Origin of the sequence: Nocardia halotolerans (genome assembly GCF_042650145.1) — a bacterium.
GTDB lineage: Bacteria > Actinomycetota > Actinomycetes > Mycobacteriales > Mycobacteriaceae > Nocardia > Nocardia halotolerans.
Map to the genome: position 1 here is coordinate 106,851 of NZ_JBHSDL010000014.1, position 15,987 is coordinate 122,837.

A 15,987-nucleotide genomic window follows, 5' to 3' on the forward strand; every position below is an offset into this window, starting at 1 on the left:
GCCCATGACGGCGGAATTCACCGGCTGGCACGTGCTGGCCGAGTTCGGTGGTGTCGACACAGACCTGTGTGACGATGTCGAACGACTCGAATCGGCGTTGCGTGAGTCTCTGATCGCGGCGGGCGTCACCATCTGCGATGTCGTTCACAAAAAGTTCGAACCGCAGGGGGTGACCGTCCTCGCCCTGTTGTCGGAGTCCCACGCCTCGATTCACACTTATCCGGAGTCCGGCGAACTCTTCGTCGACGTCTTCACCTGCGGCAGCATCGGCGCGGGCGCGACGAAGGCGGTGGAGTTGCTGCGGGACAAGTTGTCTCCCGGCGAAGTCCGGATGAAAGTGGTCCAGCGTGGCCACGGTGCCGAGCAGATCCTCGAACCGGTGGGCGACGGCCTGACCCGGATCTGGGAACTGCACGAGGTGATCGTGGACACCCACACTCCGTACCAGCACATGGTGATCGCGCGCACCGATCAGGGCATCTCCCTGTTCTCCGACGACGACCGCCAGTCCACCGAGTTCTCCCAGCTCACCTACCACGAGGCCATGATGGTCCCGGCGTTCGTGCTGGCCGAGAAGCTGGACCGGGTGCTGATCATCGGCTCGGGTGAAGGGGTGGCTTCGCAGATGTCGGTCGCCGCCGGTGCCACCGTGGTCGACCATGTCGACATCGACGAGCGCGAAGTCGAGCTGTGCGCGCAGCACCTGCCCTACGGGTACACCCCGCAGGAGCTGGCCGCCGCGGTGCGCGGCGAGGGCCCGGTTCGGGTGCACTACGCCGACGGCTGGGACTTTCTCGCCGAGGCGCGGCAGGCCGGTACCCGCTACGACGTGATCGTCATCGATCTGCCCGACGAGCGCGTGGAGGACGCCCAGCACAACCGCCTCTACGAATCGGAGTTCCTGTCGCGGTGCAAGGCACTGCTGGCGCCCGGTGGCGTGCTCTCGGCCCAGGCCGGGTGCGCGACCATGTGGCGCAACGAGACGCTCAAACGTTCCTGGGGTCGTTTCCAGGAGCAGTTCGACACCGTGGTGCCCTACAGCAGCGACGAGCACGAGTGGACCTTCCTGTTCGGTCTGAACGAGAAGATCGACGATCCGGTGCGCGGCATGACCGACCGGTTGGCCCTGCTTCCCTACCGCCCCGCGACCATCGACGCGCGCGCCCTCGAGCGCGGCGCGATCGAACCGTACGCGCTGCGCGGCTGAGCTCGGCCTTTCCCTCGTCGAAGGCGGTGACCCGGATTCCCGGTTCACCGCCTTCGGCATCGGCGGGCCACCGAGCACGGTCCTCCGGTGGGTCCGTATTCGACCAGCCGTGCCGGCTCAGGATCGCCGAGGTCTCGATTCCGGTGCCGCCGGCGCCGGATGTTGGCACCATGCGAGGTACCAGCTTCGACAGAATCGAGCCGCACGTGAAGCAGACACCGTTGTCCGCGGACGGACTGATGCCGGTCCGTAGGCCCACCGCCCGGCGCCCACGTCTGGACCGGCTCTCCGCCACCGGAATCGGCGAGTTCCGCACGCTGTTCGCCGAGGCGTCCCCGGTGACAGCAGCCGACTTCGCGCGCCTCGACGGCGACGTGGCGATGCGTTCGTTCCCGGCGGTGGGGCAACGGGTCTTGGGCGCACTGATGGCACGCCCCACCTACTTCTGGGTGGGAAAATCGTTTCGACACACCACCGAATCGGTGGCACTCGGCCACAACGTGTTCACCGCCCTCGGCGGCGTGCGAGCGATGAACTTCGTTGCGACGGTTGGTCGTTCAGTAGTCGACGGTCGTCCCGCGGTGTGTCTGGACTACACCACACGCCCAGGGGTGCCCGAATCCGCACGCGGCATCTACGACGAACTCCGCGAGATCGAACCCGGCCTGTGGCTGGGCCCCAGCTACTTCCGCACGCGCGGGCGCCGGCTGCCGATGGGCTGGTTCGCGCTCGACGCATCGGTGCCCTTCGACGCCGTCATCTGACGCGACGAGCCGGGCACGGGACACCACCTGCCGGCTCGCGGCATCCGGACCTCAGTCGTCGTCGACCCCGCGAGCGGCCAGGGCATCCCCCATCGCGTCGGCCGTTCGCAGCGCTCGTACCAGCACCGGCGTCACCAATGCGGTCGCCGACCAGGAGACGCCGCGAGCTCGCCGTGCCTGCGCGACATCGTGGACTATGCCCGCGAGCAGCGGAACGCACCGGATCGCCAAGGCGAGCAGCAGACTCACCCGCTCCGGATCGACACCGACTCGACGGAGCGGGGTGAGCGCCGTGGTGAGCGCGTCGAGCATCGCGCTCACCCTGGTGGTCACCGTCACCAGCGCCGCGAGCGACACCGAGACGAGCAGCACGCCGCAGACCACCACGGCACGCGCCGGCGAGGTGGTGAGCAACTGGAATGCTCCGATGATCAGCATCATCCACAGCACGGGGCGAATCTGGGCCAGTGCGACCCGCCACGAGATGCGCGCGAGCGCGAACAGCCCGGCCACCACCACCGCGACACCCGCGACCCCGAGCGGGGTGCGTACGAACACCGCCGTCGCGACGATCGCGACCATCAGCAGGGCGAGTTTGATTCCCGCCGGCAGCCGGTGCAGTGGCGAGTCGCCGGGGCAGTACAGGCCGATCATTCGATCAGGCGTCGATAGGCGCCGACCGCGTCCCCCGGTGCCCCGTCGAAGGCGACAGCGCCGTCGTCGAGCACCACCACCCGGTCGAAGCCGTCGAGCAGCGCGAGCTGATGGGTCACCACGATCACCTGCTGTTCGAGCGAGTTCAGTGCCTCGGTCACCAGCCGGGCGTTGCGCAGATCCAGCAGCGTGGTCGGTTCGTCGGCGATGATCACCTCGGGTGCGCGGATCAGCGCCGACCCGAGCGCGAGTAGTTGTTTCTGACCGCCGGAGAGCAGGTGTGCCGGATGGTCGGCGTGCGCGGCCAGCCCGAAGCGATCCAGCATCCGCGCCACTCGCTCGGCGACCTCGGCCTTGCTCAGGCCGCTGCGCCGCAAGGAGAACGCCAGGTCCTCCCCGACGGTCGGCATGACGATCTGGGTATCGGGATCAGTGAAAACGAACCCGACCTTGCGCCGCACCTGCGCGCCTTTGCGAGCCGCGTCGATGCCGTCGACGGTCACGGTGCCGGTGGCAGGCTTCAGCAGGCCGTTGAGCATCCGTGCCAGTGTCGACTTCCCGGATCCGTTGGCTCCGATGAAACCGACCCGGCGTTCGGTGATCCGCAGGTCGATGTCACGCAGCACGGTGCGGTCACCGAAGTGGTGGCCCACCGCGTCGATGACGATCTCGCTCATCGCACGCTCCCGCGACACGCTGCGCGATCAGCCATGGATCAGCCCGGGGTAGGCGCGGTGCACACCCTTGGCGACGACGGTGGCAACGACCACCTTGGCCAGATCACCCGGTAGGAAGGCGAAGTTGGTCGATACCGCGGCCCACACTCCCAGATCGGTGCGGACCAGCAGCCCCGCGGTTCCGAACAGGTAGATGACCAGTACCCCACCGAGGGCGTTGACCAGCAGACCGAGCACGATCGGGTATTTCGGCAGGATCACCGCCGTGAGCCAGCCGATCAGCAGCGTCGCCGGGATCCAGCCGATCAGGTATCCAGCGGTCGGCGAGGCCAGCGCCGTGAGCCCGGTGCGCCCGCCCGAGAGCAGCGGCAAGCCGATCAGGGTCAACGCGATGAACACCGCGACCGCGGCGGTGCCCTTGCGCGCGCCGAGGATCGCGCCGGTGAGGATCACCCCGAGGGTCTGCAGCGTGATCGGGACACCACTGAATCCGACGGTGATCGCACCGGGTAGCCCCAGCGCCGCGATCAGGGCCGCGAAGACGGCGATCTGCGCCAGCTCCCGCGCGGCGAAACGGGTCGCCCGCTTCGGGGAATTCTCGACATCGGGCACAGTCAGACATCCTTAACAACAGCAATTGAACGACGTTCAAAGTAGCAGGTGAGCCGTCCGGCGCCGCTGCGAGGCGAGGCCCGCCCCGCGCGATCCGGTCCGCACCACCACAGCGTGGCCGACTCGACGACCACCACCTCAGAAGGGTCGCTTCGATCGGATCAGCGCTGCCAGGTATTCGTAGTCCTCGGCCCGCGCCGAGGAGGCGCGATAGGCCAAGCCGATGGTTCGGCCCGGCGCCGGCGCGGCGAACCGCGCGGTGTCCAGGGTGCCGCGGCTGGATTCGGCCGCCACCGCCATCTCCGGGATGAGCGTCACCCCGAGCCCGCCGGCCACGCACTGCACCACGGTGGTCAGCGAGGCCGCGCGGGTGTCGCCGACCGCGCCGGGGTGTACATCGGCGGTGCGGCACAACTCCATCGTCTGGTCGCGCAGACAGTGCCCCTCGTCGAGCAGCAACAACGGCAGATCCGTGAGCGCGCCCGCGGCCAGGTCGGTGCGCCCGGCCAGTTCGTGCCCGCGCGGTGTGACCAGCACGAACTCTTCGGAGTAGAGCGGGATCTCGACCAGCCCGGGCGCCTCACTGGGCAGCGCGAGCACAGCGACATCGAGCACGCCGGTGCGCAGGCCGTCGAGCAACCGGGCGGTCTGGTCCTCCACGACCTGGGGCACCAGGTTCGGTAGTTTGCTGCGCAGCTCGGGCAGCAGCTCGGGCAGCACGTAGGGTGCGACGGTCGGGATCATGCCCAGGCGCAGCACACCGCCGAGGCTGTCGCCGGTGGCCGAGGCGACGAAACGGTCGGCCGCCTCCAGGGTGGCCATGGCTTGCGGGAGCAGCCGCATCCCGGCGGCGGTGACCAGTACCCGGCGCGTGCTGCGCTCGATCAGCTGCAGGCCGAGGCCGTTTTCCAGTGATGCCAGGGCCTGCGATAACGTGGGTTGGCTCACAGTCAAACGTGCTGCGGCAGTACCGAAATGCCGGTATTCGGCAACGGCGACGAACGCACGCAGCTGCGACAGGGTTGGCTGATAAGTCTGATCACTCACACCTATCAGTGTACGACGAGCAATCGGCTTTACCTTTCAGTAGGCTTTGGGCAAGATCTCTGGCGAGCTCACACGATGAGCACGACACCCACCACTCATGAGGAGACGAGCATGGCTCTGCTGACCATCGGCGACCAGTTCCCGGCATACAACCTCAAGGCCGTCATCGGCGGTGACCTGTCGAAGGTCGACGCGCAGCAGCCCGACGACTACTTCACCCAGATCACCAGTGACGACCATGCAGGCAAGTGGCGCGTTGTGTTCTTCTGGCCCAAGGACTTCACCTTCGTGTGCCCCACCGAGATCGCGGCGTTCGGCAAGCTGAACGACGAGTTCGCCGACCGCGACACCCAGGTGCTCGGCGCCTCGGTCGACAACGAGTTCGTGCACTTCCAGTGGCGCGCACAGCACGAAGACCTCAAGACCCTGCCCTTCCCGATGCTCTCGGACCTCAAGCGTGAACTGGCCGGCGCCACCGGCGTGCTCAACGCCGACGGCGTCGCCGACCGCGCCACCTTCATCATCGACCCGAACAACGAGATCCAGTTCGTCTCGGTGACCGCCGGTTCGGTCGGCCGCAACGTCGACGAGGTGCTGCGCGTGCTCGACGCCCTGCAGTCCGACGAGCTGTGCGCCTGCAACTGGAAGAAGGGCGACCCCACCATCGACGCCGGCGAGCTGCTTTCCGCCAGCGTCTGATCGCGGCGTCGGCTCGCGTCACCACCATCCCCACCGATTCATCCGAAGGAGCCCCACTGTCATGAGCATCGAGAACCTGAAGAACTCTCTTCCCGAGTATGCCAAGGACCTCAAGCTCAACCTGTCCTCGTTGGCCCGCACCACGGTGCTCACCGAGCAGCAGCTGTGGGGCACCCTGCTCGCCGCGGCCGCGGCGACCCGCTCGGCGACCACGCTGCGCGAAATCGCCGAAGAGGCCGCCGACGTGCTCTCGGCCGAGGCTTACGAGGCCGCGCTGGGCGCCACGTCGATCATGGGCATGAACAACGTGTTCTACCGCGGCAAGGCGTTCCTGGGCGGCCGCTACGACGACCTGCGGGCCGGTCTGCGGATGAACATCATCGGTAACCCGGGTGTGGACAAGGCCGACTTCGAACTGTGGTCGTTCGCGGTCTCCTCGATCAACGGTTGCGCGCACTGCCTGGAGGCGCACGAGAAGACCCTGCGCGAGGCCGGTGTCTCGCGCGAGGTGATCTTCGAGTCGCTGCGGGCGGCCGCGATCGTGGCCGGTGTCGGCCAGGCCGTGGCCTCCACCGAGGCGCTGGCCGCGGCCGCCGTCTGATCTCTCGACCCACTCGCGGCCCCGATCGGATCCTCCGCTCGGGGCCGCGGCCGTTGCCGGGCGGATCGGTAAGCTCGTGATCATGAACGCACATGATGCGCCCGAAGCCCCGGACATCCAGGTCGAGGTCGTCCGAGTGTTCACCGACCCGGCAGGCAATCTCGGCAACGCGCTGGGTATCGCCCGCGCCGGCGACGTCGTGGCCCTCGACAAACAGGAACTCGCCGCACGGCTGGGTTTCAGCGAGACCACGGTGGTACAGGACCTGGTAGACGGAGTCGCCGACCTGCGCATCTACACCCCCGCCATCGAACTGCCCTTCGCCGGACACCCCACCGTGGGCACCGCGTGGTGGCTGGCCGGACAGGGCACACCCGTGCACACCCTGCGGGTACCGGCCGGTTCGGTGGCCGTGAGCCAGACCGACGGGCTCACCTGGATCACCGCCCGCGCCGAGTGGGCCCCGGCATTCACCTTCCGCCAACTGGATTCGGCCGAAGAACTGGCCGCGCTGCAACCGGGCGACTTCACCGAGGGGCAGCACTACTGCTGGACCTGGACCGACGAGGCGCGTGGTGCCCTGCGCTCACGCATGTTCGCCCCGGCGATGGGGATCGCCGAGGACGAGGCGACCGGCGCCGCCGCGGTCGCGCTCACCGCGAAATTGCGCAGCGGACTCGTGATCACCCAGGGCCGGGGCTCCCAGCTCTACACCGCATGGGATTCCGACGGCTGGGTCCGCCTGGGCGGGCGGGTCGCCGAGGACCACGTGGTGGTGCTCTAGTCCGCCAGGTATCCGCCGAAGCGGCGTAACCACGGTGGCCGGCTCACCCGGTGACCGCGCCGCGGCGGTGATTCGGTGGCGTTCAGGTCGGCCAGGATCCGGTTCTCCAGATGCCGTGGTGGAGTGCGCTGGTCGGCGGCGGCCAACCGCGCCAGCACCTCGTGCACGCCGCGCACCCGGGACGCGAACTGCGCCAGCCCGTTCGGCGGGACGGCGGTGAGTTTGTTCTCGATGTGGTGGTGTTCGAGTTCGGCGACGGCGTCGAGGGCGTAGGCGTCGGCCAGCGCCAGGATCGAACCGGGCGGACTCCACGCGCGCCCGGCGCCGATGGTGTCGGCGTGACGTTCGGCGAGCCGTTCGATGCCCTCGGCCAGTAATCGGGTCACCGCGGGTACCCGCAGACCCAGTTCGCGACCGATCGCCCGGTAGGTGCGACCACCGTAGTAGGCCAGCACGAAGACCTCGCAGTGGCTGTCGAGCGGGTCGTCGAAACCCAGCCGGGCCGAGGCGGCCAGCCAGGGCAGGTGGTCACCGTCGTGGCGGTCCAGGCGCAGGCGCTGTACGGCCAGTCGGTGGACTCGGGCCAATAACGAACTCTGTTCCGGGGTGAACGGGGTGGGGTGTCCCGGTTCGGGGGCGGGGGTACGCGCCTCGGGGGCGGGGCCGTAGACGATGCCGCGACCGAACGCGACGTCGACCGCGCCCGGGCTGCCAGGATCGAGGTCGGTGCGTGGTTCGTTGGCCACGAAGGCCGCGCGACCCCAGGGCGTTCCGAGGTCGGGGTGCGGTACCGGGGCGGTGGGGATCGGATCGGATTCCTCGCAGGTCGAGTCGTCGCCGGTGATCCACGGTATCGCGCGCCCCTGCCGATACCCTTCACGCACAACCTCTTCGGCTGCCCCGCGCCGGTGCAGCACGCGCAGCGCCAAGCCGAAGGCGGCGGCGCCGGTGTCGCGGTACAGCGCACGCAACTGCTCGCGATCTTCGGCGCCGGACCGGATTTCGGGCGCACCGGTGCCGCGCCGACCCGCTGTCGAACCACGTTGACCATTCATCGTCGAATTCCTGTCCGCACTACGGCAATTCGCAGCGCGCGCCGTTGTGGATCGGTATTCACCCGCCGACCGCGGCGATCAGCATGAACGCGGTGCCGATATCCATCACCACATGCGGGACCAATGCCGAGGTCAGCGGGTGTGTACCGGGCGGATGGACGAAGCGGTGCCAGCGCGGGCGGTGACCGGCGATGCCGAACGCCAGTAGGGCATCCACGGTGAACAGCAGCGCCAGCGCGAGCATCGGCCACACCGGGACGTCGGCCCCGTGGGCGCCCATCGCGTACAGCATGGCCGCCGCCGCGACAGTGTGATAACCGAGCGCGAGCACCCCGTCCGGTGTCTCGATTCCGGTGCGCCACCGCACCACCCGTTCGAGCAGCAGAGCCGCGTAGGCGACGGTGAGCGCGACGAGCACCCCACGCACCGCATGCGGGTCGGCCCCCGCGGGAAACACCAACATGACCAGCATCACCAGGCACATCAGCAGATGCGCACTGTCGGCGGCGGCATCGCCGCGCCCCACCGGCACCGCCCGCCGAGTGAGCCGAACCGCCACGATCCCCGCCGCCAGCACGAACGCGACCACCACCGGCCACCGCACGAACGCGTAGTCCTGAACGAATTCGGCCACACCCCACCTCCGAGTCGCCACCCCGCGCACCGCGCCCGCCACCCACCGCGCGCGCCGCCGCAACACGACCGTCGCAAGCCGCGTCGCCACCATCGTCGCACCGAACTCCGGACTCTCGCACGGTTTTCCACCCCGCCACCCCCGAGCCGAACGACTCCCCGCACTACGCGATTCGTCGGTCACCGCGTGGCGCGCGCGGATCGGTGGTGTCCTGCACGGCTGCGTTGTGGCGAAGAAGCTGTCCTCGATACGGGCGAGTCCGTTGTCCGCGGGCCCGGACTGCGCAGGTGGGCCCGCGGAAATGGGTCCGCCGACGGCCGCGGATGGGGTGCGCGAGCGCCGGCGGGATCGGGTCAGCCCAGGGCGCGGGCGAAGCCGTCGGCCAGGTCGGCGACCTGGGCGTCGGTCATGACGAACGACGGGGAGATCTGCATGGCGCCGCCGCCGGCGGCGCGACCGGAGATGCCGTGTTCGCGCAAGGTTTTCACCAGGGCGGGGGCCTCGGCCGGGTCGGCCGGTTGCACGGCGGCCACCGCGCCCAGACCGCTGCGGACCTCGGCGACGCGCGGATGGTCGGCCAGCGGGGCCAGCGCGGTGTGCAAAGTGGTCTCGAGGCGGGCCGCTTCCTCGAGCAGACCTTCGCGTTCGACGATGGCGAGGTTGGCCAGGGCCGCCGCGGCCGCCCCGGCATGGCCGCCGTAGGTGTAGCCGTGCCGGAACCACACACCACCGGCGTAGAACGGCTCCGCCACGTGCGGTGCGATGAAGACCGCGCCCATCGGTAGGTAGCCGGAGGTGAGGCCCTTGGCGGTGGTCATCAGATCGGGTCGCAGGTCGAAGCGGGTGGAGGCGAACCAGGAGCCGCCGATGCGGCCGAAACCGGTGACCACCTCGTCGGCGACGAACAGGATGTCGTGGTCGCGGCAGATCTGGCGCACCTCGGCCAGGTAACCCTCGGGTGGCGGATACACCCCGCCCGCGCCGATGATCGGTTCGCAGAAGAACGCGGCGATCCGCTCGGCGCCGACCTCTTCGATCAGCGCGAGCAGCGACTTGGCGTCGTCCCATTCGATGGTGCGGGTGTCCTCGACGAGCACCCCGTAGCCCTCGGTGTTGGGTGTGAGCCCGCCCAGCGAGGTGCTCGCATAGTGCATGCCGTGGTAGGCCAACCGCCGCCCGACCAGGATCTTCTTGTCCGGGCGGCCCTGCTCGTGCCAGTACCGGCGCGCCAGCTTGGCCGCGGTCTCCACCGAGTCCGAGCCGCCGGAGGTGAAGAAGATCTTGCTGCCGGGCACCGGGGCGATCGAGGACAGCTTCTCGGCCAGCTCCTGGGTGGCGGGTTCGGTCAGGTCACCGAAGTTGGAGTAGTGCGCGATGGTGCGCAACTGGTCGGCGACCGCGTCGGCGATCTCCGCGCGACCATGGCCGACATTGGCGAACCAGAGCCCGGCGGTGGCGTCGAGATACCGCTTGCCCGCCGTGTCGTAGACGTAGGCACCGTCGCCGCGGGCGACCACGAACGCACCGTCACGATCGACGGCACCCATATCGGCGAATCCATGCCAGAGCGCATTCATGGCTCCACAATTACCCCACCCGGAGCCACCGCGCTCGCCGGACCCACCCGTAGCTCAGGTCGTGGGCGCGCGGTCACGCCACCGGGCACGCACATCACCCAGCGACGCCATGGCAACGGCGAGCACCACGAACACCACCGTCAGCACGACCAGCCCGATCACCAATGACACGTACCCCTGTTCGCGCGGGTCGAGGAACGGGTACGGATACCAGTCGGCGAACGGACCGCGGATCAGCGTGTAGACGCCGTAGACCAGCGGAAACGTCAACCACTGCGCGATCAGCAGCGGAGTCGGGCGCATCCGCCGCGTCATCGCGACCAGCATCCAGTCCCCCAACATCACCAGCGGCAGGATCCGGTGCTGCACGTCGTTGATCCACTTGTCGTTGAGCATCACGTCGACCTCGGCCAGCAGGACCGCGTAGACCACCATCGTGATCAGCATGTACAGCGCGACCGCACCGCGGAAACTCTGCCAGCGCGCGTTCTGCGGCGCCACCGCCCCGCCGATCAGGAGCACCACCACGGTGAGGATGTTCGATTCGATCGTGAAGTAGCTCAGATAGTTGGTGAGCGAGAAGGTCGCCGAGTCGATGTTGCGCAACGGAATCCAGAGCAGAGCCACGATCCCGAGCACTCCGAAGCCGATCCGGTATGCCCTGATCCACCACGTTGTCGATTCCGCTGTGCTCATGTCGGCTCCTTCGGGGGCAGGCCGCGCCGCGCAGGCTCATCGGGTTGTCTGCGGGGCGCCCGACCGGCCGGTTCGTGCTCGGATCCTCGCACGACGAACCGGTGCCGACCGGGAGTTGGCGTTCGCGTCGCGACAGTGGCGCGGTGTGTCGTCGGTCTCCCGCGCGGGCCGCGCCGGGAAAACCGGTGGCGGGCTTCGCTAGGCTGGGAGACGCAATGACCAGGACAGCTAGCTCCGGAACCCGCGCGCTGCGCACCCGCCTGGCGGAGGTCTCGCTGCGCGACGAACATCGGCTCCGGCGCAAACTCGACCGTGCGCGCCCCGACGATCTGCCCGCGCTGGAAACAGAGATCGCCGCCGCGGCCACCCGCATCGACAATCGCCGTGCGGCGGTTCCGCCGATCACCTACCCCGAACAGTTGCCGGTCTCGGCGCGCCGCGACGACATCGCCGCCGCGATCGCCGCGAACCAGGTGGTGATCGTGGCCGGTGAGACCGGTTCCGGCAAGACCACTCAGATCCCGAAGATCTGCCTGGAGCTCGGCCGGGGTGTGCGCGGCACCATCGGCCACACCCAGCCGCGCAGGCTGGCCGCGCGTACGGTGGCCGAACGCATCGCCGAGGAACTGGGCACCGAACTGGGTGATGCGGTGGGCTACACCGTCCGCTTCACCGATCAGGCCTCCGACCGCACCCTGGTCAAATTGATGACCGATGGCATCCTGCTCGCCGAGATCCAGCGCGACCGGATGCTGCGCCGCTACGACACGATCATCATCGACGAGGCACACGAGCGCAGCCTCAACATCGACTTCCTGCTCGGGTATCTGAAGCAGTTGCTGCCCAAGCGCCCCGATCTCAAGGTGATCATCACCTCGGCGACCATCGATCCCGAGCTGTTCGCCCGCCACTTCGCCGACGCCCAGGGTGCGCCCGCCCCGATCGTCGAGGTGTCGGGCCGGTCGTTCCCGGTGGAGTTGCGTTATCGCCCGCTGTCGCTGGAATTGCCCGCCGCCGACGACGAGGACGAGACCCGTGTCGTGGACCGTGATCCCACCGACGCCATCGCCGACGCGGTCACCGAACTGTTCGCCGAGGGTGACGGTGACGTGCTGGTGTTCCTGTCGGGCGAACGCGAGATCCGCGACACCGCCGACACGCTGCGTGACCTGAAACTGGCGCGCACCGAGATCGTGCCGCTGTACGCGCGGCTCTCGGCGGCCGAGCAGCACAAGGTGTTCGCCCCGCACACCGGCCGCCGGGTGGTGCTGGCCACCAACGTCGCCGAGACCTCGCTGACGGTGCCGGGCATCCGCTACGTGATCGACCCGGGCACCGCCCGCATCTCGCGCTATTCGATGCGCACCAAGGTGCAGCGGCTGCCGATCGAGCCGGTGTCGCAGGCTTCGGCGCGGCAGCGTTCCGGTCGCTGCGGCCGCGTCGCCGACGGAATCGCCATCCGGTTGTATTCCGAGGACGACTACGAGTCGCGCCCGGCGTTCACCGAACCGGAGATCCTGCGCACCAACCTCGCCGCGGTGATCCTGCAGATGACCGCGCTGGGTCTGGGTGACATCGAGAGCTTCCCGTTCGTGGAGGCCCCCGAGAACCGCGCGATCCGCGACGGCATCGCACTGCTCGAGGAGCTCGGTGCGCTGGCACACGGCAGCGCGAAAGCCGCCCATGGTGAAGCCGATTCGGGTGGGCACCTCACCCTCACCCCGATCGGCCGGGAGATGGCGCAGCTGCCGGTGGACCCGCGGATGGCGCGCATGCTGGTGGAGGCTCAGCGCAACGGGTGCCTCGACGAGGTGCTGGTGATCGTGGCGGCGCTGTCGATTCAGGATGTGCGCGAACGTCCGGTCGAGCACCAGCAGGCCGCCGACGCCCAGCACGCGCGGTTCACCGTCGACGGCTCGGACTTCCTGGCCTACCTGCGACTGTGGGACTACCTGACCGAGCAGCGCCGGTCGCTGTCGTCGAATCAGTTCCGCCGGATGTGCCGTGAGGAATTCCTGCACTATCTACGTATTCGGGAGTGGCAGGACCTGCACGGCCAGCTGCGCACCATCACCCGCGGGCTCGGCTGGAACAGCACGGGCGGGGCCGGGCGAGCGAACTCCGAGGACACGGTCTCGACGCCCGAGGCGACCACCGGAGGCAACCGCTCCCGCGGCGGCCGTGGACGCGCGAAGACCACACGCGCACTGCCGCAATCGGCCACCACGGACAGCGCACACACCAGCAGCGCGCAGGAGCCGACACAGCCGGGCCGAAGCGCTCGGCGAGACCGTGGCCGCGGGGGCCGAACACAGCAAGACCAGCCCTCGCACGCGACGACAGCGGGCGGGGTCCCGGTGGCCGACGCAGATGCCGCGATGCCGTGGCCGAGCGTCCAGATCCACCAGTCGCTGTTGGCGGGCATGCTCTCCCACATCGGCGTGCGCGAAGCGGAATCGCGCGAATTCCTGGGGGCGCGCAACGCCAAGTTCATGATCTTCCCCGGCTCGTCGCTGGCGAAGAAGCCGCCGCGCTGGGTGATGGCCGCCGAACTGGTGGAGACCTCCCGGCTGTGGGGTCGGATCGCGGCGAAGGTGGAACCGGAGTGGGCCGAGAAGCTCGCCGGCGAACTGGTGAAACGCACCTACTCCGAACCACATTGGTCCGCCAAGCGCGGTGCGGCTCGCGCTTATGAGCGCGCCACGCTCTACGGCGTGCCGCTGGTGACCGGCCGACCCGTCGACTACGGGCGCATCGATCCCGAACTGTCGCGGGAGCTGTTCATCCGCCATGCCCTCGTGCAGGGCGAATGGCAGACCAGGCACGGGTTCTTCACCCGTAACCGCGCTCTCGTCGACGATGTGGCCGATCTCGAGCATCGGGCCCGGCGCCGCGACATCCTCGTCGACGACGAGGTGCTCTTCGAGTTCTACGACCAGCGGGTGCCCGCCGACATCGTCTCGGTGCGCCACTTCGACAGCTGGTGGCGCAAGGCCGAACGCAAAGACCCGGAGCTGCTGGACTTCTCGACCGACACCGTGGTCAACGCCGGTGCCGCGGCCCTGGACCCCACCGACTTCCCCGACGCCTGGCGCCAGGGGGAACTCTCGTTTCCGCTCACCTACCAGTTCGAGCCGGGCCGAGACGATGACGGTGTCACGGTGCGGATCCCGGTCGAACAGCTCGCGCACGTGCGGGCGGTCGGCTTCGACTGGCTGGTACCGGGCATGCGTGAAGAACTGGCCGCCGCCTACATCAAGACCTTGCCGAAAGCCTTGCGCCGCAGTGTTGTTCCGGCCCCGGACTTCGCCGCGGCCGCGCTGCGCGGGCTCGTTCCGCGGGCCGAACCACTGCGCACCGGGCTGTCGAGGGAACTGTCACGACTGGGCTCGGCGACCATCACGACCGACGACCTCATTCCGACCGCGCTGCCCGATCACCTGCGGATGACCTTCGCCGCGGTTGATCAGCGCGGTCAGGTGCTCGCCAAGAGCAAGAACCTCGCTCAGCTCAAAGCTGTTCTGGCGGAGCAGGTTTCGGCCTCGGTGGCGCGGGCCACCGCAGGGGCGGAGCGGGCGCCCGCCACGGTGTGGACCTCCGAGTCGCTCGGTTCGGTCGCGCCGACCGTGCGCCGCGAAGTGGCCGGGCAGACCGTGACCGGGTATCCGGCGCTGGTACCCGAAGGCGACGGTGTCGCCGTGCGGGTGCTCAGCTCCCCCGCTGAGCAGGCGGCCGCGATGCGCGCGGGAGTACGCACCCTGTTGCTGGCCGCGATCGGGACCTCCACCCGTGCGGTGACCAGCGGCCTGTCCGCCGCCGACCGGTTGGCGCTGAGCCAGAACCCGGACGGCTCACTCGACAAGCTCGTCGAGGACTGCCGTATCGCCGCCGCCGACGAACTGATCGCGAAGGCGGGCGGACCGGTCCGCACACCCGAGGATTTCCAGGCCCTCGTGGCGAAGGTGCGTCCGCAGCTGCCGAGCGCGGTCGCCGGGTTGATCCGGGCGGTCGCGCCGGTGCTCTCGGCCGCGCACCAGGCGCGCGCGGCACTGGCCGACACCGCCGAGTCCGATATCGCCGACGATGTCCGTCAGCAGCTGGACGACCTGCTGTTCCCCGGTTTCGTCGCTGAATGGGGACGCACCCGGCTGCGGGAACTACCCCGTTACCTGCTCGCGGCGGCCCAGCGCCTGCACTCGCTGCCGGGTTCAGCGGTGCGCGATCGTCAGGGCATGGTGGAGGTGGACCGGATGCTGGCGGCCTACGACAAACTCCTGCGCGGCCTGCCCGAGGGTCGTCGCAACGCCCGCGACGTCACCGAGATCTGGTGGATGATCGAGGAATTGCGGGTGAGCCTGTTCGCGCAGAAGCTGGGCACGCCGTATCCGGTGTCGGCCAAGCGCATCGAGAAGGCGATCAGCTCGATCCGGCGCTGAGTTCGGCCCCGGCACGGCAGCCGCGGCGCACCGGGCGGGCGGTCACTCGGTCGTGGCGGCGGCGCGGGCGGCGCGCATCTCGGTGATCTCGCGCTCGAAATCGGCTGCGCTGGTGAAGGACCGGTACACCGAGGCGAAACGCAGGTAGGCCACCTCGTCGAGATCGCGCAAGGGGCCGAGAATCGCCAGGCCCACCTCGTGGCTGGGCACCTCGGGAGAACCTTTGGCGCGCACCGCGTCCTCCACCTGCTGGGCCAGCAGGTTCAGTGCGTCGTCGTCGACCTCGCGGCCCTGACAGGCTCGCCGCACACCGACGATCACCTTCTCCCGGCTGAACGGTTCGGTGACTCCACTACGTTTGACCACCGACAGGATGGCGGTCTCGACGGTGGTGAATCGGCGCCCACACGACGGGCAGGATCGTCGGCGCCGGATCGCGCTGCCCTCCTCGGCTTCCCGCGAGTCGACGACGCGCGAGTCGGGGTGTCGGCAATACGGGCAATGCATCCGAGGATTCCTTCGTCGATGCGCAGCTACTCCATGG

At 69.0% G+C, this 15,987-nt stretch carries 15 protein-coding genes; 6 read left to right on the forward strand and 9 right to left on the reverse strand.

The genetic code is table 11. The features are described 5' to 3' along the window. The first annotated feature begins 4 nt into the window (after positions 1–4). Both speD and ACFO5K_RS11115 read left to right on the forward strand, forming a co-directional pair. The gene (gene speD, locus ACFO5K_RS11110; protein ID WP_378560039.1) at positions 5–1,207 is read left to right on the forward strand and encodes an adenosylmethionine decarboxylase; all 1,203 of its coding nucleotides are present in this window, start codon (positions 5–7) and stop codon (positions 1,205–1,207) included. A 170-nt stretch (positions 1,208–1,377) separates the two neighbouring features. Next, positions 1,378–1,971 carry a hypothetical protein gene (locus ACFO5K_RS11115; protein ID WP_378560042.1) on the forward strand — a complete coding sequence of 198 codons (594 nt, stop codon included), beginning with the start codon at positions 1,378–1,380 and terminating at the stop codon, positions 1,969–1,971. 51 nt (positions 1,972–2,022) lie between these two features. On the opposite strand, the gene ACFO5K_RS11120 is transcribed toward ACFO5K_RS11115, so the two are convergent. From ACFO5K_RS11120 to ACFO5K_RS11135, 4 genes are all read right to left on the reverse strand, one after another. Continuing rightward, positions 2,023–2,625: an energy-coupling factor transporter transmembrane component T family protein gene (locus ACFO5K_RS11120; RefSeq protein ID WP_378560045.1), complete on the reverse strand. Its 603-nt coding sequence runs from the start codon at positions 2,623–2,625 to the stop codon at positions 2,023–2,025. Beyond that, positions 2,622–3,302 (reverse strand): energy-coupling factor ABC transporter ATP-binding protein, encoded by a 681-nt coding sequence (locus tag ACFO5K_RS11125; RefSeq protein ID WP_378560048.1) that lies wholly within the window; start codon positions 3,300–3,302, stop codon positions 2,622–2,624. Before ACFO5K_RS11125 ends, ACFO5K_RS11120 begins: the two co-directional genes overlap by 4 nt. Positions 3,303–3,329: 27 nt before the next feature. Then, positions 3,330–3,914 (reverse strand): biotin transporter BioY, encoded by a 585-nt coding sequence (locus ACFO5K_RS11130; protein ID WP_378560051.1) that lies wholly within the window; start codon positions 3,912–3,914, stop codon positions 3,330–3,332. A gap of 138 nt (positions 3,915–4,052) precedes the next feature. Then, the gene (locus ACFO5K_RS11135; protein ID WP_378560054.1) at positions 4,053–4,961 is read right to left on the reverse strand and encodes a hydrogen peroxide-inducible genes activator; all 909 of its coding nucleotides are present in this window, start codon (positions 4,959–4,961) and stop codon (positions 4,053–4,055) included. Between the two features lie 111 nt (positions 4,962–5,072). Here ACFO5K_RS11135 and ACFO5K_RS11140 point away from each other — a divergent pair, with 111 nt between their 5' ends. The 3 genes from ACFO5K_RS11140 (at position 5,073) to ACFO5K_RS11150 (ending at position 7,045) form a co-directional block, all read left to right on the forward strand. Further along, the gene (locus ACFO5K_RS11140; protein WP_378560057.1) at positions 5,073–5,660 is read left to right on the forward strand and encodes a peroxiredoxin; all 588 of its coding nucleotides are present in this window, start codon (positions 5,073–5,075) and stop codon (positions 5,658–5,660) included. Between the two features lie 61 nt (positions 5,661–5,721). Then, entirely contained in the window at positions 5,722–6,261 is a 540-nt protein-coding gene (locus tag ACFO5K_RS11145) for a carboxymuconolactone decarboxylase family protein (protein WP_378560060.1), read from the forward strand. Between the two features lie 82 nt (positions 6,262–6,343). After that, positions 6,344–7,045: a PhzF family phenazine biosynthesis protein gene (locus tag ACFO5K_RS11150; protein ID WP_378560063.1), complete on the forward strand. Its 702-nt coding sequence runs from the start codon at positions 6,344–6,346 to the stop codon at positions 7,043–7,045. On the opposite strand, the gene ACFO5K_RS11155 is transcribed toward ACFO5K_RS11150, so the two are convergent. From ACFO5K_RS11155 to ACFO5K_RS11170, 4 genes are all read right to left on the reverse strand, one after another. Further along, positions 7,042–8,100, reverse strand: a complete 1,059-nt coding sequence (locus ACFO5K_RS11155; protein ID WP_378560066.1) for an RskA family anti-sigma factor — start codon at positions 8,098–8,100, stop codon at positions 7,042–7,044. The two genes, ACFO5K_RS11150 and ACFO5K_RS11155, sit on opposite strands and share 4 nt — an antisense overlap. Before the next feature lie 58 nt (positions 8,101–8,158). Beyond that, positions 8,159–8,734, reverse strand: a complete 576-nt coding sequence (locus tag ACFO5K_RS11160; protein ID WP_378560069.1) for a DUF5134 domain-containing protein — start codon at positions 8,732–8,734, stop codon at positions 8,159–8,161. Positions 8,735–9,087: 353 nt separating this feature from the next. Beyond that, positions 9,088–10,311 carry an aminotransferase family protein gene (locus ACFO5K_RS11165; RefSeq protein WP_378560072.1) on the reverse strand — a complete coding sequence of 408 codons (1,224 nt, stop codon included), beginning with the start codon at positions 10,309–10,311 and terminating at the stop codon, positions 9,088–9,090. Between the two features lie 54 nt (positions 10,312–10,365). Then, on the reverse strand, positions 10,366–11,007 hold the full coding sequence (locus ACFO5K_RS11170) for a Pr6Pr family membrane protein (RefSeq protein WP_378560075.1): 642 nt from the start codon (positions 11,005–11,007) through the stop codon (positions 10,366–10,368). Between the two features lie 215 nt (positions 11,008–11,222). On the opposite strand from ACFO5K_RS11170, the gene hrpA reads away from it, so the two are divergent. Then, on the forward strand, positions 11,223–15,443 hold the full coding sequence (hrpA, locus tag ACFO5K_RS11175; protein WP_378560078.1) for an ATP-dependent RNA helicase HrpA: 4,221 nt from the start codon (positions 11,223–11,225) through the stop codon (positions 15,441–15,443). A 42-nt stretch (positions 15,444–15,485) separates the two neighbouring features. On the opposite strand, the gene nrdR is transcribed toward hrpA, so the two are convergent. Continuing rightward, complete coding sequence (nrdR, locus tag ACFO5K_RS11180; RefSeq protein WP_378560081.1) at positions 15,486–15,950, reverse strand: transcriptional regulator NrdR; 465 nt, start codon at positions 15,948–15,950, stop codon at positions 15,486–15,488. Positions 15,951–15,987: the final 37 nt, after the last annotated feature.